Source organism: Flavobacterium frigoris PS1 (genome assembly GCF_000252125.1).
GTDB lineage: Bacteria > Bacteroidota > Bacteroidia > Flavobacteriales > Flavobacteriaceae > Flavobacterium > Flavobacterium frigoris_A.
Map to the genome: position 1 here is coordinate 12,355 of NZ_AHKF01000021.1, position 24,009 is coordinate 36,363.

Sequence of the window (24,009 nt, forward strand, 5' to 3'; positions counted from 1 at the left end):
TATTCTACTTTAATAGTTTAGAATTATACAAATACCATATGAGTACAGTTATTTCACATTCCCTTTTTACTGATTTCGATATCGACTTGTTCAAAGCAGGAAAGCACTATAGATTATATGAAAAGCTTGGTGCACATTTGATCGAATTAAATGGTGTAAAGGGCGTTTATTTCGCTGTATGGGCTCCAAGTGCCCATTCAGTATCTGTTGTGGGTGACTTTAATTTTTGGAAACAGGGAGAACACCAGCTTGAAGTACGCTGGGATTCCTCAGGTATCTGGGAAGGTTTTATTCCAAATATAGAAAAAGGAGCGACCTACAAATATAGAATACAATCTAATAATAAAGGAATTGTTACTGAAAAAGCAGATCCATTCGCTTTTTACTGTGAACAGCCACCTCATACGGCCTCCGTAATTTGGGATCTTGATTATAAATGGAAGGACACGAAATGGATGAGATCACGTCAGGACCATAATGGTTTAGACAAGCCATATTCTGTCTACGAAGTTCATTTGGGATCTTGGAAACGTCATGCTGAAGACAATCGTTTTTTGACTTACCTTGAGTTTGCAGAAGAATTAGTAAGTTATGTAAAGGAGACAGGATTCACTCATGTTGAATTCATGCCAATAATGGAATATCCATATGATCCTTCTTGGGGATATCAATTAGTAGGGTATTTTGCGCCCACTTCCCGTTTTGGAGAACCGCAGGATTTCATGGTTTTGGTTGATAAATTACACCAAGCTGGTATAGGAGTAATTCTGGATTGGGTTCCATCTCATTTTCCTGATGATGCTCATGGATTAGGATTTTTTGACGGATCGAACCTTTTTGAGCATCCAGACCGTAAAAAAGGCTATCATCCAGATTGGAAAAGTCTGGTTTTTAACTATGGGCGTAACGAAGTGCGTTCCTTTTTAATTAGTAATGCCCTTTTTTGGTTACAGAATTACCATGCCGATGCACTTCGTGTTGACGCCGTAGCATCAATGCTTTACTTGGATTATTCACGCGAAGAAGGAGAATGGGAACCTAATATCTATGGCGGAAATGAAAATCTGGATACCATCAGTTTTTTAAAAGAATTTAATGAGGCGGTTTATTCTAATTTTGATGGAGTGCAGACCATTGCTGAAGAGAGTACTTCTTTTCCGATGGTTTCAAGGCCAACATCTGTTGGAGGCCTAGGATTTGGAATGAAGTGGATGATGGGATGGATGCATGATACCTTAGAATATTTTAAAAAGGATACGGTTTATAGAAAATACCATCAAAATGACTTGACGTTTTCTATGACGTATACTTTTTCCGAAAATTTTATGCTGCCATTGTCTCATGATGAAGTGGTATATGGGAAAAAATCAATTGCAGGAAGAATGCCTGGAGATGAATGGCAGAAATTTGCAAATTTGAGACTACTTTATGGTTATATGTTTACCCATCCTGGTACAAAATTATTGTTTATGGGATGTGAATTTGGTCAAAGTGCCGAGTGGAATTTTGAAGGAAGTTTAGACTGGCATTTATTACAGTATCCGTTTCATGAAGGCGTTAAGAAATTAATTACCGATTTAAATGGATTATACAAAAAGCAACCCGCTTTACATGAAAAGCAATTTAGTGCTGAAGGATTCGAATGGATCAATTATTCAGATCATCAAAATGCAGTTATGTCATTTATTCGAAAAGGGGATAAGCCAAAAGATGATCTAATAGTAGTTTGTAATTTCACGCAAATAGTTCGTGAGAATTATAGAATTGGACTTCCAAGAAAAGGAAAGCTTAGTGAAATTTTCAATAGTGATGCCGAAATATATGGAGGTAGCGGAATTACAAATTATGGTAAATTAGGGATTGATGCGTCGCCATATGACGGTAGAGATTATTCTATAGAATTACAATTGCCTCCTTTGAGTGTGACAGTATTTAAAATTTCATAAAAAAAGGGGAAATAGAGCTCTCTTGACTAATAAGATTAAAGAAACAGTATTGATTCCATGGATTAATACTGTTTCTTTTTGGTAGGAAAATTAAAAGGTCTACGTAAATAAATAATTAGATAGAATATTGAACTGTCTTTATTTTATATTTTTGCAATCATATAAAAGCCTTTTTTTAATAATATAGATAATGATTACAAATACAGAATTAGAATTTAAAGGGGATCTATATCCATCAAAAATAGTTTCTTTTGAACATGATGTTGATTCAGTCTATTTTCATAGTAGCAATAGCGTAATATTAAAAGTTACCATAGTACGCGATAGTCTAATTCGTTTTAGATATACGACAAAAGGATATTTTAGTAACGATTTTTCATATGCGATAGACAAAAGTCATTCGCATGGATATAATTTCCTAGAAGTAATAGAGGAGTTTGATTTTTTTAAGATACAAACTAGTAAAGTAAAATGTATCATTCAGAAAATAGACATGAGAATATCTGTTTTTGATTTGAAAGACAATATCTTGCTTGAAGATGAATTGGGTTTCCATTGGGAAGAAAGTTATGAGTTTGGCGGTAATATCGTTAAGATGAGTAAAGCTTCAAAGGATGGCGAATGTTTTTATGGCTTAGGAGACAAAGCGACTCAAATGAATTTGAAAGGGAAAAGATTAGAGAATTTTGCAACTGATCAATATGCTTTTCAAAAAGAGCAGGAGCCATTATACAAAGTGGTTCCGTTCTATATAGGACTACAGCACAAACAGGCATATGGAATTTTCTTTGATAATACATTCAGAACTTTTTTTGACTTTTGTCATGAAAGAAGAAATGTAACGAGTTTTTGGGCAGAAGGAGGAGAGATGAATTATTATTTCATCCATGGTCCAAAGATGGAGGATGTTGTCGCCAGTTATACTGACCTTACGGGTAAACCAGAATTACCACCTTTATGGGCTTTGGGATATCACCAATGCAAATGGAGTTATTTTCCGGAGAGTAATGTGAAGGAAGTGACTGCAAAATTCAGAGAATCAAAGATTCCATGTGATGCCATTTATTTAGATATTGATTACATGGATGGTTTTAGATGTTTTACGTGGAATAAAGAATATTTCCCAGATCCAAAACGAATGGTGGCTGAACTGGCTGAGAATGGCTTTAAAACGGTTGTAATCATTGATCCAGGTATAAAAATCGACAAAGAATATTCAGTATATAAAGAGGCTTTAGAAAAAGATTATTTCTGTAAAAGAGCTGATGGCCCATATATGAAAGGAAAAGTATGGCCGGGAGAATGCAATTTTCCTGATTATACCAATCCCGAAGTCAGAGAATGGTGGGCAGGATTATTTAAAGAACTGATTTCTGATATTGGTGTAAAGGGAGTTTGGAATGATATGAATGAGCCAGCGGTGATGGAAGTTCCCAATAAAACATTTCCAATGGATGTGCGACATGATTATGATGGGAATCCTTGTAGTCACAGAAAAGCACATAATGTTTATGGAACTCAAATGGCTAGAGCTACCTATCATGGGGTGAAACGTTTTGCATATCCAAAAAGACCATTCATTATAACGAGATCTGCTTATGCTGGGGCACAACGTTACACGTCTTCTTGGACAGGTGATAATGTTGCTAGTTGGGAACATTTATGGATAGCAAACATACAAGTGCAAAGAATGTCAATTTCGGGCATGGGATTTACAGGATCTGATATCGGTGGATTTGCCGAACAGCCGTCAGGAGAACTTTATACACGTTGGATTCAATTGGGTGTTTTTCATCCTTTTTGTAGAACACACTCTTCAGGGGATCATGGTGATCAAGAGCCTTGGGCATTTGATTTAGAAGTGATTGATATCACAAGAAAATTTGTCAATCTGCGTTATCAATTATTACCTTATTTATACACTATGTTTTGGCAATATATAGAAGAAGGTATTCCTATGCTTAAACCTTTGGTGTATTATGACCAAGCAGACACGCAAACGCATTATAGAAATGATGAATTTGTATTTGGAAATCAAATATTAGTTTGTCCTATTTTAGAACCCAACGCTATAGGTAGGAGGATGTATGTGCCACGTGGTCAATGGTATAATTATTGGACAGCTAAATTAGTAAATGGTGGAAAAGAAATGTGGGTGGATACGAAATATGATGAAATACCAGTTTTTGTAAAAGCAGGTTCTATCATTCCAAAATACCCAGTTCAACAATATGTGGGCGAATTAGAGTTTGATGAATTAATATTAGATTTATATTATAAAGAAGGTAAAGAAAAGTCAGTAGTCTATGAAGATGCGCAAGATGGTTATGATTATAAAAAAGGCAGATACAGTTTCTTAACATTTCAGATCACTGGAAAAGTATCTGAACTTAACATACAATTACACAAAGAAGGTAAATACGACACTCCATATTCCAAGTATAAAATTAATCTGATTGGGCTACCGTTTAAAATCAAAAGGATTGAAATTGACAATGAAGAGGTTGACCTTGATATTGAGGCTCTTGAAAGAGATAGTTATCTTATTGTAGACAAAGAATTTAATGCCTTGCATATTACAGGTTAATAATTAAAACAAAAAAAATGATACTTTTGAGTTAAATTTTATAAACTTTGAGTTGGTAATATTCGTAATTTTGTTAATATTTAAAATTATAATCATGAAAAAACATTCAATACTTCTAGGAGTTTGCACGATAGGCTTACTTTTTTCCTGCGCAACTAATCCAATTACCGGAAAAAAAACTTTGAATTTTGTATCAAATAGCGAGCTTTTCCCTTCCTCATTTCAAGAATATGGTACTTTTTTAAAGGAAAACAAAATAATTTCAGGTACTGCTGATGCAAATAGAGTAGCAAAAGTAGGAGCGAAAATTAAATTAGCCGCTGAGAAATACGTCGCTTACGTTGGTCAACCTGAATATTTAAAGGACTATCGCTGGGAATACAACTTAGTTGAAAGTAAGGATGTTAATGCTTGGTGTATGCCTGGAGGGAAAATAGTTGTTTACTCAGGTATTTTACCAATAACGAAGGATGAAGCTGGTTTAGCTACGGTTATTGGGCATGAAGTTTCTCATGCTTTAGCTAATCATGGTGCGCAACGAATGAGTGCATCTCAACTTCAGGGCCTAGGTGCTGTAGGGGTTGCCGTTGCAACGGGAGGAAAAAGCGAAGAAACACAACAAACATGGCAACAAATTTATGGTGTTGGTTCAGAAGTAGGAGTCATGCTACCTTACAGTAGGGGTCATGAAACTGAGGCAGATAAAATTGGGTTAACACTAATGGCAATTGCAGGATATAATCCAGATGAGGCTATTGCTTTTTGGATGAGAATGTCAGCGAATTCGGCAGGTCAAGCGCCGCCGCCATTTTTAAGTTCACATCCATCTGATGCAGCGAGAATTGCAGATTTAAAAAAATTAGTTCCTGAAGCGAAAGCCACTGCGGCTAAATTTGGAATGATTTATAACTAAAAAGTAATTATTGTTTTTGCATAAACAAGAAAAGCCAATTCATCGAATTGGCTTTTCTTGTTTAAATAAAGATTAAGCTTTGAATATTCCGCGTTTTTATAGCGTTTATGTCATGAAAATAAATAAATTCGTATAAAACTACAAATATGAAAACACTGCAAAAAGGGGATAAGAAATTAATAAATGCTTGGGCTTTTTATGATTGGGCTAATTCTGTTTATAGTCTAGTTATTGCGACAGCAGTATTTCCTATTTATTATGAAAGTGTAACGAGCGGTAATAATGATGTTGTGCAGTTTTTGGGTACTGATTTTAATAACTCCTCATTACTTTCTTATTCTTTATCGTTTTCTTTTTTAATTGTAGCGTTTATGTCACCTATTTTATCTGGAATAGCTGATTACACGGGGAATAAAAAACGATTTATGCAGTTTTTTTGTTATTTAGGATCGCTCTCGGTAATGAGTTTATACTTTTTTACTGGTCCTGACACTTTGTGGATTGGTATTTTAGGTACCGTTTTAGCAAGTATTGGTTTTTGGGGTAGTATTGTTTTTTATAATTCGTATTTGCCAGAAATAGCTTTTCCTGAGCAGCATGATAGGGTGAGTGCTAAAGGTTTTATGTACGGTTATACTGGCTCTTTAATATTGTTAGTTTTTAACTTGACTATGGTTATGAAGCCAGAATGGTTTGGAATTGTTGATAGTTCTTTGCCTGCAAGAATTTCATTTCTATCAGTTGGTATTTGGTGGGTAGGTTTTGCACAAGTTACATTTTACCATTTGCCTAATAATGTATTTCATAAAAAACCAGAAAAAGATTTTATTTTCAAAGGTTTAAGAGAACTTAAAGGCGTGACAAAAAGTATAAATAAGCAAACTGACCTTAAACAATTTCTAACTGCTTTTTTTCTTTACAGTATTGGTGTTCAAACAGTAATATTATTAGCTGGAATTTTCGGTAAAAAAGAACTAGGAATAGGAACTAGTAAATTGATCATCATTATTTTATTAATAAATATAGTTGCTATTTTTGGAGCTTATGTGTTTTCAAGGATATCAGAAAAAATTGGAAATATAAAAACACTTAAATTAACTATTGCAATTTGGTGTCTTATTTGCCTTGCAGCCTATTTATTAGATGCTAAGAATCAATATATAGATATTCAGTTTTATGCTCTTGGAGGAACCATTGGAATGGTCTTAGGAGCGATACAATCTTTGTCGCGTTCTACTTATTCAAAATTATTGCCGGTCACAGAGGACCATGCAACTTACTTTAGCTTCTTTGATGTAACAGAAAAAATTGCAATCGTTGTTGGAACTTTTATTTTTGGTTTTGTAGCCTCAATTACTAACTCGATGCGAAATTCCTTTTTTATCTTAGCAATCTTCTTTCTGTTAGGATATCTTGTTCTTAGTTTTATGAAAAAGAAGAAAGGTGTATAAAGTTGTTTTTATTCTAAATGAAAAGAAAATGGAGTAATAGTGCTAAAAGAAGTGTTTTTAGTGAGAGACCTAGGCTCTTCAAGCAATATTTAAATCGATGTAAACTACACTTAAGGACGACTTCTATTTGTTTTTCATGTGATGTAAATATTACTTTTTCAGATTTTTTCATTTAGGGATATTTGAAGTACTTTTACGAAAATATTGATCAATAATTTTCTTTTGGCACAATGATTGTCCCTTTTAAGTACTTAATGAATGCTGTGGGATAAAGTCAATTTTATCGATATTTAAAGTAGCGAAACCCTATATTTGTTCATGAATTCAAAATTTTTAATGACAAAAAGACTTATATATAATTATGTCAAATCATAAAATACTTACAATAGACAATCTGTCACTTCAGGAATATGATTCAGAAGCTGAGTTAATTCCATTATTAACTCCTGAAGATGAGGAAGAAATGATTAACGAGGAATTACCGCCTTCATTACCGATTTTGCCTTTGCGCAATATGGTCCTGTTTCCAGGTGTAGTGATTCCGATTACCGCTGGACGCGATAAATCTATTAAACTAATTAATGATGCCAATGCCGGAGGAAAAATAATAGGTGTTGTTGCTCAGAAAAATGAAGAAGACGAGGAGCCTACAAAGGATGATATTCACAACATAGGAACTGTGGCTAGAATATTAAGGGTTTTAAAAATGCCTGATGGTACCACGACAGTTATTCTTCAAGGGAAAAAACGTTTTGAAATAGACACTGTAGTTTCTGAAGAGCCGTATATAACGGCAAGTATCAAAGAGTTTGAAGAAAGCAGACCAGAAAGTAAAGACACTGAATTTTTAGCTATTCTTGAATCTGTTAAAGAATTAGCAATTCAAATAATAAAGGAAAGTCCGAATATTCCAAGTGAGGCAACATTTGCTATTAAGAACATTGAGAGTCAATCTTTCCTGATTAATTTTGTTACTTCTAACATGAATTTATCAGTTAAAGAAAAGCAAGACTTACTTGCCATCAGTAGTTTGAAAGATAGAGCATTAGAAACGCTTCGTTTTATGAATATTGAGTTGCAAAAACTCGAATTGAAGAACGACATTCAATCTAAAGTTCGTTTTGATTTAGATCAACAGCAAAGAGAATATTTTCTTCAGCAGCAAATGAAAACGATCCAAGAAGAATTGGGTGGCTCTTCGCAGGAAGAAGAAATGGAAGAGATGTTGCTTAAGTCGAAGTCTAAAAAATGGGATAAAAAAACCAAAAAGCATTTCGAAAAAGAATTGTCAAAAATGCGCCGGATGAATCCACAAGCGCCTGATTTTGGAATTCAGAGAAATTATTTAGATCTGTTTTTAGAGCTTCCTTGGAATGAATATTCAAAGGATAATTTTGACTTAAAACGAGCGCAAAAAATCTTGGATAGAGATCATTTCGGATTAGAAGACGTTAAGAAAAGAATGATTGAGCATTTGGCAGTTTTGAAATTGCGTAATGATATGAAATCACCTATCATTTGTTTGACAGGACCTCCGGGTGTTGGTAAAACTTCTATTGGCCGTTCTGTTGCAGAAGCTTTAGGTAGAGAGTACGTTCGTATTTCTTTAGGAGGTTTGCGAGATGAATCAGAAATAAGAGGGCACAGAAAGACATATATTGGGGCTATGTCCGGTAGGATTATCCAAAGCTTAAAAAAAGCAGGTACATCAAACCCCGTTTTTGTCCTAGATGAAATTGATAAATTGTCAGTAAGCAGTCAAGGAGATCCTTCGTCAGCTTTACTTGAAGTATTAGATCCAGAGCAAAACAATTCGTTTTACGATAATTTCCTAGAGATGGGATATGACTTGTCGAAAGTGATGTTTATAGCCACTTCAAATACAATGTCTTCGATTCAACCTGCATTGAGAGATCGTATGGAGATCATAAAAATGTCTGGATATACTATTGAAGAGAAAGTAGAGATTGCTCGTCAGCATTTATTACCAAGACAATTAAAAGAACACGGATTAACCGCTAAGGATTTAGCAATCGGTAAGAAACAATTAGAAAAGATTGTGGAAGGCTATACTCGTGAATCTGGCGTTCGTGGCTTAGAAGCTAAAATTGCACAAGTAATCCGTAATGCAGCTAAATCTGTTGCTATGGAGGAGGAGTACAATAAAAAAGTAACGGATGCAGATGTTGTTCGAATTCTTGGGGTTCCTAGATTAGAAAGAGATAAATATGAGAGTAATGATGTAGCAGGTGTTGTTACAGGATTAGCTTGGACAAGTGTAGGAGGCGATATTCTTTTCATAGAGTCTCTAATTTCTCCAGGTAAAGGCAGCATGACTATTACAGGGAATTTAGGTACTGTAATGAAAGAATCAGCTACAATAGCATTGGAATACATAAAAGCGAATGCGCAATTACTAGGCTTGAATCCAGATATTATTTCAAAATATAATATCCATTTGCACGTTCCGGAAGGAGCGACACCAAAAGATGGTCCAAGTGCAGGGATAGCAATGTTGACTTCACTAGTATCTGTATTTACTCAGAAAAGAGTGAAGAAAAATATGGCGATGACTGGTGAGATTACGCTAAGAGGTAAAGTATTGCCTGTAGGTGGAATTAAAGAAAAAATATTAGCTGCAAAACGCGCAAATATTAAAGAAATTATTCTTTGTCATGAAAATAAAAGTGACATCGACGAGATAAAACCAGAATACATTGAAGGCTTAACTTTTCATTACGTTAAAGAAATGAGTGAAGTTTTGAAAATTGCAATTACGGATCAAAAGGTTAAAAATGCCAAAATCTTATAAGTAGTCTTTTTTGATTTCTAATTATTTATTCCAAAATCAAAACTTAAGATAATTAGGCAATGATTTTGGAATTTTATTTAAATGGTATTTGAAGATTTATAATGAGTATTTTTACTATTATAATTTTATCTTCGCATTTGCGTTTTATTTTACGAAAACAGAGACCAAAAGCATGTTCAAAAACATTTTTCTATCCTTGTCAATATTTATTTGTACTGTGTCTTACAGTCAAATAGGGGGCAAGTATACTTATCAGTTTTTGAATTTGGTTACTTCGCCCAGACAGGCGGCGTTAGGCGGGAAAACGATAACTATCTATGATGATGATGTTAATCAGGTTAATTTTAACCCTGCGACGATAAATGTCGAGATGAATAACCATTTGGCATTGAACTATGGTAATTATTTTAATGAGGTTACCTACGGTACGGCTTCTTATGCGTATACTTACGATCGGCATTTGCAAACATTTCAAGCTGGGGTTAATTATGTGAATTACGGTAAGTTTGAAGGATATGATGAAAACGGCCAGTATACAAGTGAATTTACAGGAAGCGAAATAGCGCTTTCTTTTGGATATGCTTATAACATACCTTATACTACTATACATATAGGGGCAAATGCAAAATTGATTTCCTCCTCACTTGAAAGTTATTCGTCTTTTGGCGGAGCCATAGATATTGGCGCTATTTTTGTAGATGAAAGTAATGATGTTAATTGGGGTTTAGTGATTCGAAATGTCGGAACGCAGTTTACCACTTATTCAGGAGTGAATGAAAAATTACCATTGGAAATATTAGTAGGTGTTTCGCAGGAATTGGAACATGTGCCATTAAGATGGCATCTTACCTTAGAGAATTTGCAGCAATGGAATATTGCTTTTTCTAATCCTGAAAGGGCTGAATCCTCAATTGATGGAAATGCAAATGAAGAGAAGGTTTCGTTTACAAATAACGCATTGCGTCATGTGATTTTTGGAGTGGAATTGTTTCCTGAAAAATCATTTAACCTGCGGTTTGGGTATAATTTTAGAAGGGCAGAGGAATTACGGATTCTGGAACAGCGCAATTTTTCGGGAGTTTCGCTTGGTTTTGGATTAAAAATGAATAAATTAAAATTTAATTATTCCTATTCGCGTTATACTTTAGCAGGCAATACAAGTCTGTTTGGGTTGACTATAAATTTTCAGTAGTAGTTTCTGAGACAAAAATGGTTTAATTGTCGCGCGGGTTACTGTTTAATATAAATATCGATGAGTACTAATTTAAAGGCAAATAAGAGATGAGAGTACTGCTTATACTATTGGTTTTTGTAGGATTTGTTTTTTCTGGTTTTTCGGAAAAGCCAGAAAATAATTCGGCAGAAGTGAGACTTGCTATTCAAATATATGAAGTAAAAAAAGTGGTTGACGCTAGTTCAAAATATAATAAAGAAATTGCTTTTTTTATAGATATGGGTATTGAGTCTGGGAAGTTTCGGTTTTTTATTTATAATTTGAAAACCAATGAAATTATAGATGGAGGTTTAGTTACTCATGGATTTGGGTCAGAAAAAAGATCAAGTGGAGAGCTGATATTTAGTAATGTCAGTAATTCACTATGCACTTCATTAGGAAAATATTCGGTGGGCAAATCCTATTTGGGGTCTTACGGGAAAGCTTATAAATTATATGGATTAGACAAAACGAATAGCAATGCATTCAAGAGAAATATAGTTTTGCATAAAATGAGCAGTATTCCGGATCAAGAGCAAAATGGATCAATAGAGAAAAGTTTTGGCTGTCCCGCTGTTAACGAACGCTATTTTGAAAGGCTTGCTACTATAATAGACAATTCAAATTCGAATATTATTATGAGTATTTACTACTAAAAATAATAGTAAATGAAATTGGTTTTATAAATACATACAAGGTAAAATAGAGAATTAATTACGGAACATTAAAATTACAAAATTGAAAAAAATTACCATCGCCATTGACGGATTTTCATCTACAGGAAAAAGTACTTTGGCAAAACAACTCGCAAAGCATTTAGGATATGTATATGTCGATACTGGAGCTATGTATCGCGCTATTGCATTATTTGCAATGCAGAACGGGTATATAAGCAACGAGTTTTTTGATAAAGAAACATTAATAGCCAGTTTATCATCTATAAAATTACAGTTCAAATTTAATACTGATTTGGGTTTTGCTGAAATGTATTTGAATGATACTAATGTTGAAAATGAAATCAGAACTATTGAAGTATCTAGTTTCGTGAGTAAAGTAGCCGAAATATCTGAAGTGCGTGCTAAATTAGTGGAGCAACAAAAGGAGATGGGCAAGGATAAAGGAATCGTTATGGATGGTAGAGACATTGGAACGGTTGTTTTTCCTGATTCAGAACTAAAGATTTTCATGACCGCAAGCGCTACTACCAGAGCGCAAAGACGTTTTGACGAACTAACGGAAAAAGGAGGTGACGTAAGTTTTGAAGAAGTTTTACATAACGTAGAAGAGCGTGATTACATTGATACCCATAGAGATAACTCTCCATTAGTGCGGGCAGATGATGCCATAGAAATTGACAATTCATATCTTAGTAGAGAAGAACAATTCGACGTTGTATTGGGCTTAGTGAACGAAACTACAGAAGCAAACTAAATGTTTGTATATTTCAATTTAAATACTAGTTTTACGGCTTGTTAATTTTTGAAATTAAAGAATTCATTTTATGGGAATTAAAAACAGATTGATAATAATGAGTTTTCTCCAGTTTTTTGTTTGGGGAGCTTGGTTGATTACGATTGCTAATTACTGGTTTGGCACAATGCAATGGGATGGAACTCAATTTGGGTTGGTTTTTGGGACGATGGGAATTGCCTCTTTATTTATGCCAACATTAACTGGAATTATCGCCGATAGATGGGTAAATGCAGAAAAATTATATGGTGTACTTCATGTTTTATACGCAGGAGTTTTATTTTATATACCGCAAGTAACAACACCGGAAACCTTTATCTATATAATGCTATTGGCAATGTGTTTTTATATGCCAACGATCGCTTTGAGTAACTCTATTTCTTACACTGCACTCAAATTAAATAATAAAGACATTATTAAAAATTTTCCTCCCATACGGGTTTGGGGGACTATAGGTTTTATTGTTGCAATGTGGATTACTAATTTAACTGGAAATAAAGCAACAGAATATCAGTTTTATATAGCAGGCTTAGCAGCTGTACTTCTAGGGATCTATTCTTTTTCTTTGCCAAAGTGTAAACCACAACGTTTGTCTACTGAAAACGCTTCTCTTACTGAGACATTAGGGTTAGAGTCTTTTAAGTTGTTTGCTGATTATAAAATGGCTTTGTTTTTTGTCTTCTCTATGTTTTTAGGAGGGGCCTTACAGTTGACAAATGCGTACGGAGATGTTTTCTTAGATGAATTCAAGCATTTTCCAAAATATGCTGATTCATTTGTTGTAGAATATTCAACTATTATCATGTCAATTTCTCAAATTTCAGAAACCTTGTTTATTCTTGCGATTCCTTTTTTCTTAAGACGTTTCGGAATCAAACAAGTAATGCTAATTTCCATGATGGCCTGGGTATTGCGTTTTGGACTGTTTGCTTACGGAAATCCAACAAATGGATTATGGATGATTGTAATGTCCTGTGTGGTATATGGTATGGCGTTTGATTTCTTTAATATCTCAGGGTCATTGTTTGTTGAAACCAATACGGATCCAAAGAATCGTTCTTCAGCACAAGGTTTATTTATGATGATGACTAATGGCTTTGGAGCTGTTTTTGGAAGTTTTACTTCGGGATGGGCTATTGATAAATATTTTACCAAATCATTTAATAATACAACTGATTTAGCGAGTTTCTTACAAACAGAACAAACGAATCAAAAGATGTTAGAGTTTATTACAGCTCAAGGAAATTCAATTTCGACAGATGGCATGCTGAGTAATACTATTTTTATGAAGGACTGGCATACGATCTGGCTGGCTTTTGCAATTTACTCTTTAATTATAGCGATTGCTTTTGCAATTTTATTTAAGCACAAACATCATCCAGAAGATGTGGCTAGTGTAGTAGGTCATTAACCTTAAAAGTAAAAACAGTAGACCCGATTCCAGAAAAAATGGCATCGGGTCTTTTTGTTTATTGTTAGATAAGACAGATAATGACAATTAAGTAGGATGTCTTTAAAAGCGCATGATGAATGTGTTACTGGTAATCAAAAGGTTATAAATTTCAGCTTAATTATTTTCATGTTAAAATAAAGTTGAAAATTAGATTTAGATGTATTACCTTTGCAGTCCTTTAGGTGAATAAGAGTTTCCTTTGGGGTTCAACTAATTATACAAACAACTTCTGTTGTTTTCTATCACTTTATGAAACTCGAGAGAATACAGAATACAAATTTTTATCAGCATGTCTGAACAAGTAAAATCACAAGAAGAGTTTTTAGCAAATTTTAACTGGCACAACTTTGAAGAAGGTATTGATGCAGTTGATCAAAAAAACTTAAAAGAATTCGAAGAATTAGTTTCAAAAACATTTATTTCTACTGATCAAGAAGAAGTAGTAGATGGAACAGTTGTAAGAATTACAGATAGAGACGTTATCGTTGATATCAACGCAAAATCGGAAGGTGTTATTTCATTAAACGAATTCCGTTACAACCCAAACTTAAAAGTAGGTGATACTGTTGAAGTATTAATCGACATCCGTGAAGACAAAACTGGACAACTAGTTTTATCTCACAGAAAAGCTCGTACTATCAAATCTTGGGATAGAGTTATTTCGGCTAACGAAACAGGAGAAATCGTTAATGGTTTTGTAAAATGCAGAACTAAAGGTGGTATGATCGTTGATGTTTTCGGAATTGAAGCGTTTTTACCAGGATCTCAAATTGATGTTAAGCCAATTAGAGATTACGATGTATACGTAAACAAAACAATGGAATTCAAAGTTGTGAAAATCAACCACGAATTTAAAAACGTTGTAGTATCTCATAAAGCGCTTATTGAAGCGGATATTGAAATACAGAAAAAAGAAATCATCGGTCAATTACAAAAAGGACAAGTATTAGAAGGTGTTGTTAAAAACATTACTTCTTATGGTGTCTTTATTGATTTAGGTGGAGTTGATGGATTGATTCACATTACTGACCTTTCTTGGTCAAGAATTAATCACCCATCTGAAGTTCTTGAATTAGACCAAAAATTAAACGTTGTAATCCTTGATTTCGATGATGAGAAAACAAGAATTCAATTAGGATTGAAACAATTAAACGCTCACCCTTGGGATGCTCTAGATGCTAACTTAGCAATTGGAGATAAAGTAAAAGGTAAAGTAGTTGTAATCGCTGATTACGGTGCATTTATTGAAGTTGCTGAAGGTGTTGAAGGTTTGATCCACGTTTCTGAAATGTCATGGTCTACTCATTTACGTTCTGCTCAAGATTTCGTAAAAGTAGGTGATATTGTTGAAGCTCAAATTTTAACATTAGACAGAGATGACCGTAAAATGTCATTAGGTATCAAACAATTGTCTCAAGACCCTTGGACTGATATTACTAGTAAATATCCTGTAGGTTCTAAACATTCAGGTATCGTTAGAAACTTTACAAACTTTGGTATTTTCGTAGAACTTGAAGAAGGTATCGACGGATTGATTTATATCTCAGACCTTTCTTGGACTAAGAAAATCAAACACCCATCAGAATTTGTAAATGTTGGTGAAAAACTAGACGTTGTAGTATTAGAATTAGATGTTGAAGGGCGTAAATTATCTTTAGGTCACAAACAAACTACTGCTAACCCTTGGGATCAGTATGAAGATTCATTCGCTGTTGGAACTATCCACAACGGAGAAATCTCTGAGATCGTTGATAAAGGAGCTACTGTAGAATTTGGAGATGATATCGTTGCTTTCATTCCTACTCGTCACCTTGAAAAAGAAGATGGTAAGAAATTGAAAAAAGGAGAATCTGCTGATTTCAAAGTAATCGAATTTAACAAAGAATTCAAAAGAGTTGTTGCGTCTCACACTGCTATCTTCCGTGAAGAAGAAGAGAAAAATGTTAAAGCTGCTACTTCTAACAGTTCTACTCCATCTGCAAATGCAGCTGCCTCTACTTTAGGAGACGGTAATGATGTTCTTGCAGCATTGAAAGCTAAAATGGAAAAGACAGAGAAAAAATAATTCTCCATCTTTCTTATAATAGTAAAGCCCCACAGTAATGTGGGGCTTTTTTTTCGAGTTGTAATTTCTTACTTTTTTTGTTATATTTATATCTAACTTTATAAGAATATCATATGGAAGAAATTACATTACAGGAAAATTCAAAATTTTATTTGAATGAAGAATCAAAAGGGTTTTTAAAAGAAACAGCTAAGTGGGCCTATTTTTTATCAATTTTAGGATTTGTTGGAGTAGGTCTCATGCTTTTATTGGCTGTTTTTATAGGGACTATATTCTCTAAATTAGATAGCATGGGAGGAGACGCGGCGATGTTACAAAGAATGGGTGGGGGATTTATAAGTTTAATTTATATTGCTATCGCGGTACTTTATTTTTTTCCTGTATATTATTTATTTCAATTTTCATCAAAAATGAAAGCTGCATTTAAAAATGATGATAACGATAAGCTGAATGAGTCTTTCAGTTTCTTGAAATCACATTATAAGTTCATGGGGATTTTAGCTTTGGTATTTGTAATACTATATGGATTTATATTTCTATTTACGATCCTTATTGGAGGCATCGCTTTTCTTAGCTAAGATATATTAGAATTTTTAAAAGGAGTAAAGCTAGTTTTCTATTTGAAATCTAGTTTTTTTTATTTTACATAGCTGATTTTAAGGTATTTGAAAAATAGTTGTACTTTTTTAAAACCAGATCTCTTTTCTTAGCGTAAATGCTTTTATATAACTTTAATAAATAGATTTATGAAAACTAGAAAATTTTTATCAGTAGCATTATTCGCATTAGTATTTGGAGCAACATCTTTCGCTCAAAAAACAGTTACGGTAGGTGGAGCCACCATGTATCCTTCTAAAAATATTATTGAAAATGCGGTTAATTCGAAAGACCATACAACATTAGTGGCGGCGGTTAAAGCAGCAGACTTGGTTGCAACTCTACAAGGAAAAGGTCCATTTACTGTTTTTGCTCCTACAAATGCAGCATTCGAAAAATTACCAATGGGAACTGTAGAGACTCTTTTGAAGCCAGAGAATAAAAAAATGTTACAAACAATACTTACATATCATGTTGTAGCAGGTAAAATGAATGCTACCGATATTGCTAAAGCGATCAAAATGGGTAATGGAAAAGCAATGATGAAAACCGTAAGTGGTGGAACATTGACAGCTTGGATGAAAGGTAAAAAACTGTATATCACGGATGAAAAAGGAGGTATGTCACAAGTGACTATTGCTGACGTAAATCAATCAAACGGCGTGATTCACGTAGTTGATGCAGTTTTATTGCCAAAACAATAATTATAAGAGGTTGGTTTGTTTGTTGATTGAAAAGTCCTGTATATCTACGGGACTTTTTTTATACCAGAAATCCCAATTCTAATTTTAGAATTGGGATTTCTGGTTTTATAATAAGGTATTTTTATCTTAAACTTGCTCCAAGCTCTGTTTCAAAGTTCTTCTGTAGCTTACTCATGATTTTGTCAATTTGTGCATCAGTCAGTGTTTTTGAACTGTCTTGAATTGTGAAGCTTAAGGCATATGATTTTTTACCTTCGGGTAGATTTTCACCTTCATATACATCAAATAGATTAATGCCTTTTAATAGACTTTTTTCTGTTTGTCTCGCGATAGTATAGATACTATCGTAAGTTACGTTTTGATCGATTAGCAAGGCTAAATCTCTACGCACTTCAGGATATTTAGGAATGTCAGTAAATTTTATTTTACCTGCGATTGCTTTTATAATTAGGTCCCAATTAAAATCAGCATAAAACACTTCTTGTTTAATTCCAAAATGTTTCAATATTGATTTCTTAACCACTCCAAATTCCACTAATGCATTATGACCGGTTCCAATCGCAATTCCTTCCGAAAAGATATCTGAGGTAGCTGGACTATTTTGCGTTTTTTGTATGCCAAATCTAGCAAGAACAGCATCCACATATCCTTTAAACATGAAGAAATCAGAGGGTTTTTGAGCTGTTGTCCAGCTCTCTTTATTTCTGCTTCCCGAAACTAATAAAGTCAAATGTTTGTGCTCTTCAAATCCAGAAAGAAACTTATGGTATGATTTTCCGAATTCAAATAATTTTAAATCGCCATTTTTACGATTGATATTATAGGATATCGCCTCTAGTCCTGAAAACAATAAAGATTGTCGCATCGTGGCTAAATCGTTGCTTAAAGGATTAAGCATTGTTACGTTGTGTTCTTCCTTCAGGTTATCTGACAACTTCACATAAGAGGCTGTTGTCAATGAATTAGCCATCATTTCATGAAAGCCTTGTGAATTCAACTGTGTAGCAACTATGTTTTGAAGTTTGTAATCTTCATTTCTAGGAGAGTTTGACACCGTAGCGTTCAGTTTTTTAGAAAAGCCGATATTATTGTATCCGTAAACTCTTAAGATTTCTTCAATAACGTCAATTTCTCTTTGTACATCAACACGGTAAGAAGGTATAGTTAATCCTAATCCGTATTCAGATACGCTATTTACTTTTATGTCTAATGAAACTAAAATTTGCTTAATGGTATCTTTTGGAATTTCTTGTCCAATAATTTTTGCTGCATTTGCAAAATTTAGAAAAACAGAAAAATCTTCCAGTTTCTTTTGATATATGTCGCTAACGTCTGATGTGATTTCTCCACCAGCCACTTCTTGAATTAATAAAGCTGCACGTTTTAAAGCGTATGCTGTAATTGTAGGGTCGATTCCTCTTTCAAAACGGAAAGAAGCATCTGTGTTTAATTGGTGTCTTTTTGCTGTTTTTCTTATGCTTACCGGATTGAAGTAGGCGCTTTCTAAGAATATAGAAGTAGTATGCTCTGAAACTCCAGAATTTTTACCTCCAAAAACTCCTGCGATACACAACGGACCTTTTTCATCACAAATCATTAAATCTTCCTCATGTAAAGTACGCTCGATATCATCAAGGGTTGTAAATTTAGTTCCTGATGGAAGTGTTTTTACAATGATTTTTCCATTGATCTTAGAAGCATCAAAGGCATGTAAAGGTTGGCCTAAATCATGTAAAACATAATTAGTAACATCAACAATATTATTTTTTGGATTTAATCCAATTGCTTTTAATCGATCTTGTAGCCATTTTGGTGAAGGTTTTACGCTAATACCAGAAATCGTTACGCCACAATATCTCGGCGCTAATTGCGACTCTTCAATAACAGTGTCTATTTTTAGCGTTCTCATATCTACTCTGAAATTACTCACTGAAGGAGTAATCAGTTCGACATTCACACCACTTTGTAGTAAACCAGCTCTTAGATCACGCGCGGTACCTAGATGACTCATGGCATCGGCACGGTTAGGTGTTAACCCAATTTCGAATACCTCATCATTTTCTATTTTAAAAACTTCAGATGCTTTTGTTCCAGGAACTAAAGCAGCATCAAGAATCATAATTCCGTCATGACTTTCACCAAGACCTAATTCATCTTCGGCACAAATCATTCCATGACTTTCCTGTCCTCTGATTTTTCCTTTTTTGATGGTAAAAGAGCCACCTTCTTTATCATACAAGACAGTACCTATTGTGGCTACAGGTACTTTTTGCCCTGAGTCTACATTGGCGGCTCCACATACAATTTGTATAGGGGCGCCCGTACCAATATCAACTGTCGTTAATTTTAGTCTGTCAGCATCAGGGTGTGGAACACAAGTAAGGACATGTCCAACCACGATCCCCTCTAATCCGCCTTTTACAGATTGGTATTTTTCGACAACTTCTACTTCCAAACCTAAATCAGTAAGTAAAGCGGACGTTTCTTCGGAATCCCAGTCTATTTTAATGAATTGTTTTAACCAATTGTAAGATATTTTCATCTGTCATTTTTAATAAGGTTGCAAATATAAGGATTGCAGTTTGTAGTAAGAAACAATTTATTTGGTTTTTTAGGACTTAATTGTGCTACTTAAAAAGCTTTAAAAATGATTATTTGGCAATGTAAACTATAAATATTTGCGAATAAAATAATAATATATTGTTAAATAAATAGATATGGAAATTTTATGCTACTAGTTGACCGAATAATGCTATATGTATTGTTTTATGAAGGGTAAATTTGAGAAAACTAAAATTAAATAATTATGAGCAACATAGCACAAAGACCTGAATTTAAGGCAACGTATGATAATTATATAGGTGGAAAATTTGTGGCACCAGTTGGGGGGCAGTACTTTGATGTGGTTTCACCCATTGATGGTAAAGTATTTACAAGGGCTGCACATTCAACTAAAGCAGATTTGGATTTGGCTGTGGATACGGCATATGATGCATTTCAAAGTTGGGGGAAGACATCAGTTACTGAAAGAAGTAATTTATTGAATAAGATTGCACAGGTTATAGAAGATAACCTTGAATATATTGCCACAGTGGAAACGGTAGATAACGGTAAGGCTATCCGTGAAACATTGGCTGCAGATATTCCTTTGGCGATAGACCATTTCAGGTATTTTGCTGGAGTTATACGAGCTGAGGAAAGTTCAATTGCTGAACTTGATTCGCAAACTGTTTCTATTGCATTAAGCGAGCCTTTGGGAGTTATTGCGCAAATTATACCGTGGAATTTCCCAATACTTATGGCTGTTTGGAAATTGGCTCCTGCACTTGCTGCAGGAAATACTGTCGTTTTAAAACCAGCCGAGAGCACGCCAATTTCGATTCTTGTCTTGATGGAATTGATAGGTGATATTTTACCTCCAGGGGTAATCAATATTGTGAATGGTTTTGGAGCTGAACTGGGTAGAGCGCTAGTGACCAACAAAAAAGTGTCAAAAGCTGCTTTTACCGGTTCTACAACTACAGGCCGTTTAGTGATGCAATATGCTACTGAAAATATTATTCCAGTAACATTGGAACTAGGAGGGAAGTCGCCTAATATTTTTATGAAATCAGTTGGTGATGCTGATGATGATTTCTTTGATAAAGCGGTTGAAGGTGCTGTAATGTTTGCCTTAAATCAAGGTGAGATTTGTACATGTCCTTCTAGACTGTTAGTTCATGAGGATATCTATGATAAGTTTATTGCTAGAGTGATTGAAAGAACTGGAGCGATAAAAATGGGAAATCCATTAGACAGAACCACTATGATGGGAGCTCAGGCTTCACTAGTACAAAAAGAAAAAATTATGTCTTATATAAAACTGGGTAAAGAAGAAGGTGCCGAGTTATTAATAGGAGGTGATGTTAAGAAATTAGGAGGTGATTTAGACGGAGGATATTACATCCAACCAACACTTTTTAAAGGGAATAACAAAATGAGAATTTTTCAAGAAGAAATCTTCGGACCAGTATTGGCCGTTACTACTTTTAAAACTACTGAAGAAGCTATTGCTATTGCAAATGATACAATGTATGGATTAGGGGCAGGACTTTGGACACGTGATGCACATGAAATTTATCAGGTGCCAAGAGCAATTCAAGCAGGTCGTGTATGGATCAACCAGTACCATTCTTATCCTGCAGGTGCTCCTTTTGGAGGCTACAAACAATCAGGTATCGGACGCGAAAATCATAAAATGATGCTTGGTCATTACCGTCAAACAAAAAACATGCTTATTTCTTATGATAAAAAGAAATTAGGATTCTTTTAGAATGAATTATTAATTTGAAAGGTAAGTTGCGAAACTTACCTTTTTTTTATAAAACAAATATATTATGTTACCAAAAACAATGAAGGCTGCAGTGATAAGGGAATTTGGATCACTTTTAAAAATTGAAGAAGTAGAAGTGAAACGTCCTGGAAGAAATGAAATTTTAGTAAAAGTAATAGCAAGTGGTGTTTGTCATACTGACTTACACGCAACGGAAGGCGACTGGCCTGTCCAGCCAAAAATGCCTTTGATTCCAGGTCATGAAGGTGTCGGTTATGTTGTGGCAGTAGGTCCAGATGTAAAGAACGTAAAAGAAGGAGATGCAGTTGGTGTGCCTTGGTTATATAGCGCTTGTGGCGGTTGTGACCAATGTATTACTGGCTGGGAAACGCTGTGCGACACGCAGCAAAATGGTGGTTATAGTGTTGATGGTAGTTTTGCCGAATATGTAATTGCTGACGCAAGGTATGTGGGACTTTTACCTTCAAATGTGAACTTTATGGAAATGGCACCAATACTGTGCGCCGGTGTTACTACCTATAAAGGATTGAAAGAAACTGAAGTTAAAGCTGGAGAATGGGTTGCTATTTCAGGAATTGGTGGTTTAGGACACGTTGCAGTACAATATGCAAAAGCGATGGGTATGAATGTGGCAGCCATTGATATCGCAGATGATAAATTAGAACTGGCAAAAAAATTAGGTGCTGATATAGTTGTCAATGCCAAGCATCAAAATCCGGGTGAATTTCTGAAAAAAGAAGTTGGAGGAATGCATGGAGCATTAATTACTGCGGTATCTCCAATTGCTTTTAAACAAGGTTTAGAAACATTGAGAAGAAAAGGAACAATGGCTTTGAATGGACTTCCTCCTGGAAGTTTTGATTTACCAATTTTTGATACCGTATTAAATAGAATAACAATTCGTGGTTCTATTGTAGGAACACGAAAAGATTTGAAAGAAGCAATACAATTTGCAGTAGAAGGGAAAGTAAAAGCAACCATTACATCAGCAAAATTAGAGGATGTTAATGAAGTTTTTGATAAAATGAGAAAAGGACAAATTGATGGACGAGTAGTGCTTGAAATTGCAAAACCATAATTGAAATTACTAAAACAGAAAGCCTGACTTTTAGCAGGTTTTCTGTTTTTACCTTAAAAATAAATACATTACGATGATAAAAAGAATTGATGCTACAGAAAAAGCAATAGAATTAATCAAAATATTGCAAGAAAAACATGGAGACCTAATGTTTTATCAAGCAGGAGGTTGTTGTGAGGGATCCCAGCCACAATGCTTTGAAAAAGGAGGCTTTTATCAAAGAATGGGAGACGTATGTATTGGAACCATTGAAGAAACCGAATTCTGGGTTGATAAAGATTTGTTTGAATATTGGAAACACGCCCATTTTACTTTAAAAGTAATTGACGCATTTGGAGTTGGTGGTTTTTCATTAGAAACACCGTTGAAAAAGACTTTTCAAATTGAATATCGCATTTTTACTCCAGAGGAGGAGCTTGATTTAGAACCTGTAAAATATATTGAATAACTTAATTCACATACAATAACTGGTATTGCTTTGGTGTAATTCCTTCGTGTTTTTTAAACAAACGAATGAAGTAATTGCTGTCTTCAAAACCAGATAAATGACATACTTCGTTGATTTGTATGCTAGGGTTTTTGAGCAGTTTTTTAGCGCATCGCATTTTTTCATTGATTACAAACTCAATTGGACTCATGCCTAACTCTCTTTTAAAAAAGCGATAGAATGATGTGGTACTCATACAACTGATATCACTCAAATTTTTAAGGCTGATATTTTCCCTTAGATTTAAGCGAATGTATTCCAGAACCTGTGTTATTGGTGAATTTGGGTTCGCATATAAACCGTCATCGATAGATTTTGTCGTTTGCGTCTGAATAATCCGAATCAACAGTTCCTGCAAAGTCAAATCAGCCAAAACATCTTTTGTGAGTGATGTACTCATGCATTCCTTGATTAGTTTATTGATAGTTGAGGCTAATTCTACATTATTATAGAAATAATAATTTTGATAGTCTAAATGCCAGAACTGCTTATTGCCTTCCTTAGGGTAACGTTCATTGAGGAAATCTAAGGTCTGCGCTATTTTTTGTTGGTCTATCGCCAAAGCCAAGCATTGGGTAGGATTGTTTTTTGTGGCTTCTGGAAAGTCAATTTTCATTTCTACATTAGAAGGAATAACAACCGTTTCTCCTGGCAAATATTCGAAACCAGGATCATCAAAAAGATGCATCACCTTTTTGCCTCTCAGCATGCTGGTCACTACTAAATCGTTAAATTTCAAAGGAACTAGTTCTGAAGCTTTATAGGTTTCAAACAGATTTAGCTCACAGTGATTTAGATTGTAAACGGTTCTATTTTCGACTAAAGTTTTTAGTGATTTTTCATTCGATAAATGTGGTGGATTAATGTAATTGCGATTCATAATTGTACTTTATAAAAAGG

The 24,009-nt window shown here is 34.4% G+C and carries 17 protein-coding genes; 15 read left to right on the forward strand and 2 right to left on the reverse strand.

Going from position 1 to position 24,009, the window contains the following annotated elements:
• Positions 1-38: 38 nt before the first annotated feature.
• The 12 genes from glgB to HJ01_RS13855 all read left to right on the forward strand — a co-directional run bounded on the left by glgB (position 39) and on the right by HJ01_RS13855 (position 17,211).
• Positions 39-1,946, forward strand: coding sequence for a 1,4-alpha-glucan branching protein GlgB (gene glgB, locus HJ01_RS13800; protein WP_007139080.1), 1,908 nt, complete (start codon positions 39-41; stop codon positions 1,944-1,946).
• 190 nt (positions 1,947-2,136) lie between these two features.
• Positions 2,137-4,533, forward strand: a complete 2,397-nt coding sequence (locus HJ01_RS13805; protein ID WP_007139081.1) for a glycoside hydrolase family 31 protein — start codon at positions 2,137-2,139, stop codon at positions 4,531-4,533.
• A 94-nt stretch (positions 4,534-4,627) separates the two neighbouring features.
• The gene (locus HJ01_RS13810) at positions 4,628-5,446 is read left to right on the forward strand and encodes a M48 family metallopeptidase (RefSeq protein WP_007139082.1); all 819 of its coding nucleotides are present in this window, start codon (positions 4,628-4,630) and stop codon (positions 5,444-5,446) included.
• A 146-nt stretch (positions 5,447-5,592) separates the two neighbouring features.
• The gene (locus tag HJ01_RS13815) at positions 5,593-6,897 is read left to right on the forward strand and encodes an MFS transporter (RefSeq protein ID WP_007139083.1); all 1,305 of its coding nucleotides are present in this window, start codon (positions 5,593-5,595) and stop codon (positions 6,895-6,897) included.
• Positions 6,898-7,258: 361 nt separating this feature from the next.
• Positions 7,259-9,709 (forward strand): endopeptidase La, encoded by a 2,451-nt coding sequence (lon, locus tag HJ01_RS13820; protein ID WP_007139084.1) that lies wholly within the window; start codon positions 7,259-7,261, stop codon positions 9,707-9,709.
• A gap of 172 nt (positions 9,710-9,881) precedes the next feature.
• Positions 9,882-10,901, forward strand: a complete 1,020-nt coding sequence (porQ, locus tag HJ01_RS13825) for a type IX secretion system protein PorQ (RefSeq protein ID WP_040473997.1) — start codon at positions 9,882-9,884, stop codon at positions 10,899-10,901.
• A gap of 89 nt (positions 10,902-10,990) precedes the next feature.
• Complete coding sequence (locus tag HJ01_RS13830) at positions 10,991-11,578, forward strand: murein L,D-transpeptidase catalytic domain-containing protein (RefSeq protein ID WP_007139086.1); 588 nt, start codon at positions 10,991-10,993, stop codon at positions 11,576-11,578.
• 82 nt (positions 11,579-11,660) lie between these two features.
• Positions 11,661-12,353, forward strand: a complete 693-nt coding sequence (gene cmk / locus HJ01_RS13835; protein WP_007139087.1) for a (d)CMP kinase — start codon at positions 11,661-11,663, stop codon at positions 12,351-12,353.
• Between the two features lie 70 nt (positions 12,354-12,423).
• Complete coding sequence (locus HJ01_RS13840) at positions 12,424-13,803, forward strand: nucleoside permease (RefSeq protein WP_007139088.1); 1,380 nt, start codon at positions 12,424-12,426, stop codon at positions 13,801-13,803.
• A 331-nt stretch (positions 13,804-14,134) separates the two neighbouring features.
• Positions 14,135-15,910, forward strand: coding sequence for a 30S ribosomal protein S1 (gene rpsA, locus HJ01_RS13845; RefSeq protein WP_007139089.1), 1,776 nt, complete (start codon positions 14,135-14,137; stop codon positions 15,908-15,910).
• A 113-nt stretch (positions 15,911-16,023) separates the two neighbouring features.
• On the forward strand, positions 16,024-16,488 hold the full coding sequence (locus tag HJ01_RS13850) for a DUF5362 family protein (protein WP_007139090.1): 465 nt from the start codon (positions 16,024-16,026) through the stop codon (positions 16,486-16,488).
• 168 nt (positions 16,489-16,656) lie between these two features.
• Positions 16,657-17,211, forward strand: a complete 555-nt coding sequence (locus tag HJ01_RS13855; RefSeq protein ID WP_007139091.1) for a fasciclin domain-containing protein — start codon at positions 16,657-16,659, stop codon at positions 17,209-17,211.
• Between the two features lie 121 nt (positions 17,212-17,332).
• Here HJ01_RS13855 and pheT read toward each other — a convergent pair whose 3' ends face one another.
• Entirely contained in the window at positions 17,333-19,753 is a 2,421-nt protein-coding gene (gene pheT / locus HJ01_RS13860) for a phenylalanine--tRNA ligase subunit beta (RefSeq protein ID WP_007139092.1), read from the reverse strand.
• Positions 19,754-20,017: 264 nt separating this feature from the next.
• Between pheT and HJ01_RS13865 the strand changes: the two genes are divergently transcribed.
• The 3 genes from HJ01_RS13865 to HJ01_RS13875 all read left to right on the forward strand — a co-directional run bounded on the left by HJ01_RS13865 (position 20,018) and on the right by HJ01_RS13875 (position 23,070).
• Positions 20,018-21,523 carry an aldehyde dehydrogenase family protein gene (locus HJ01_RS13865; RefSeq protein ID WP_007139093.1) on the forward strand — a complete coding sequence of 502 codons (1,506 nt, stop codon included), beginning with the start codon at positions 20,018-20,020 and terminating at the stop codon, positions 21,521-21,523.
• A 64-nt stretch (positions 21,524-21,587) separates the two neighbouring features.
• Positions 21,588-22,622 carry an alcohol dehydrogenase AdhP gene (gene adhP / locus HJ01_RS13870; RefSeq protein ID WP_007139094.1) on the forward strand — a complete coding sequence of 345 codons (1,035 nt, stop codon included), beginning with the start codon at positions 21,588-21,590 and terminating at the stop codon, positions 22,620-22,622.
• Between the two features lie 73 nt (positions 22,623-22,695).
• Positions 22,696-23,070, forward strand: coding sequence for a DUF779 domain-containing protein (locus HJ01_RS13875; protein ID WP_007139095.1), 375 nt, complete (start codon positions 22,696-22,698; stop codon positions 23,068-23,070).
• A gap of 1 nt (position 23,071) precedes the next feature.
• Here the strand turns inward: HJ01_RS13875 and HJ01_RS13880 are convergent, their stop codons facing one another.
• Positions 23,072-23,989 (reverse strand): AraC family transcriptional regulator, encoded by a 918-nt coding sequence (locus HJ01_RS13880; RefSeq protein ID WP_007139096.1) that lies wholly within the window; start codon positions 23,987-23,989, stop codon positions 23,072-23,074.
• Positions 23,990-24,009 lie beyond the last annotated feature (20 nt).

What these genes read in the sequence shown, in the direction of transcription:
- glgB (WP_007139080.1), top strand. Translation starts at nt 39, where the DNA reads ATGAGTACAGTTATTTCACATTCCCTTTTTACTGATTTCGATATCGAC.
- HJ01_RS13805 (WP_007139081.1), top strand. Translation starts at nt 2,137, where the DNA reads ATGATTACAAATACAGAATTAGAATTTAAAGGGGATCTATATCCATCA.
- HJ01_RS13810 (WP_007139082.1), top strand. Translation starts at nt 4,628, where the DNA reads ATGAAAAAACATTCAATACTTCTAGGAGTTTGCACGATAGGCTTACTT.
- HJ01_RS13815 (WP_007139083.1), top strand. Translation starts at nt 5,593, where the DNA reads ATGAAAACACTGCAAAAAGGGGATAAGAAATTAATAAATGCTTGGGCT.
- lon (WP_007139084.1), top strand. Translation starts at nt 7,259, where the DNA reads ATGTCAAATCATAAAATACTTACAATAGACAATCTGTCACTTCAGGAA.
- porQ (WP_040473997.1), top strand. Translation starts at nt 9,882, where the DNA reads ATGTTCAAAAACATTTTTCTATCCTTGTCAATATTTATTTGTACTGTG.
- HJ01_RS13830 (WP_007139086.1), top strand. Translation starts at nt 10,991, where the DNA reads ATGAGAGTACTGCTTATACTATTGGTTTTTGTAGGATTTGTTTTTTCT.
- HJ01_RS13840 (WP_007139088.1), top strand. Translation starts at nt 12,424, where the DNA reads ATGGGAATTAAAAACAGATTGATAATAATGAGTTTTCTCCAGTTTTTT.
- rpsA (WP_007139089.1), top strand. Translation starts at nt 14,135, where the DNA reads ATGTCTGAACAAGTAAAATCACAAGAAGAGTTTTTAGCAAATTTTAAC.
- HJ01_RS13850 (WP_007139090.1), top strand. Translation starts at nt 16,024, where the DNA reads ATGGAAGAAATTACATTACAGGAAAATTCAAAATTTTATTTGAATGAA.
- HJ01_RS13855 (WP_007139091.1), top strand. Translation starts at nt 16,657, where the DNA reads ATGAAAACTAGAAAATTTTTATCAGTAGCATTATTCGCATTAGTATTT.
- pheT (WP_007139092.1), bottom strand. Translation starts at nt 19,753, where the DNA reads ATGAAAATATCTTACAATTGGTTAAAACAATTCATTAAAATAGACTGG.
- HJ01_RS13865 (WP_007139093.1), top strand. Translation starts at nt 20,018, where the DNA reads ATGAGCAACATAGCACAAAGACCTGAATTTAAGGCAACGTATGATAAT.
- adhP (WP_007139094.1), top strand. Translation starts at nt 21,588, where the DNA reads ATGTTACCAAAAACAATGAAGGCTGCAGTGATAAGGGAATTTGGATCA.
- HJ01_RS13875 (WP_007139095.1), top strand. Translation starts at nt 22,696, where the DNA reads ATGATAAAAAGAATTGATGCTACAGAAAAAGCAATAGAATTAATCAAA.
- HJ01_RS13880 (WP_007139096.1), bottom strand. Translation starts at nt 23,989, where the DNA reads ATGAATCGCAATTACATTAATCCACCACATTTATCGAATGAAAAATCA.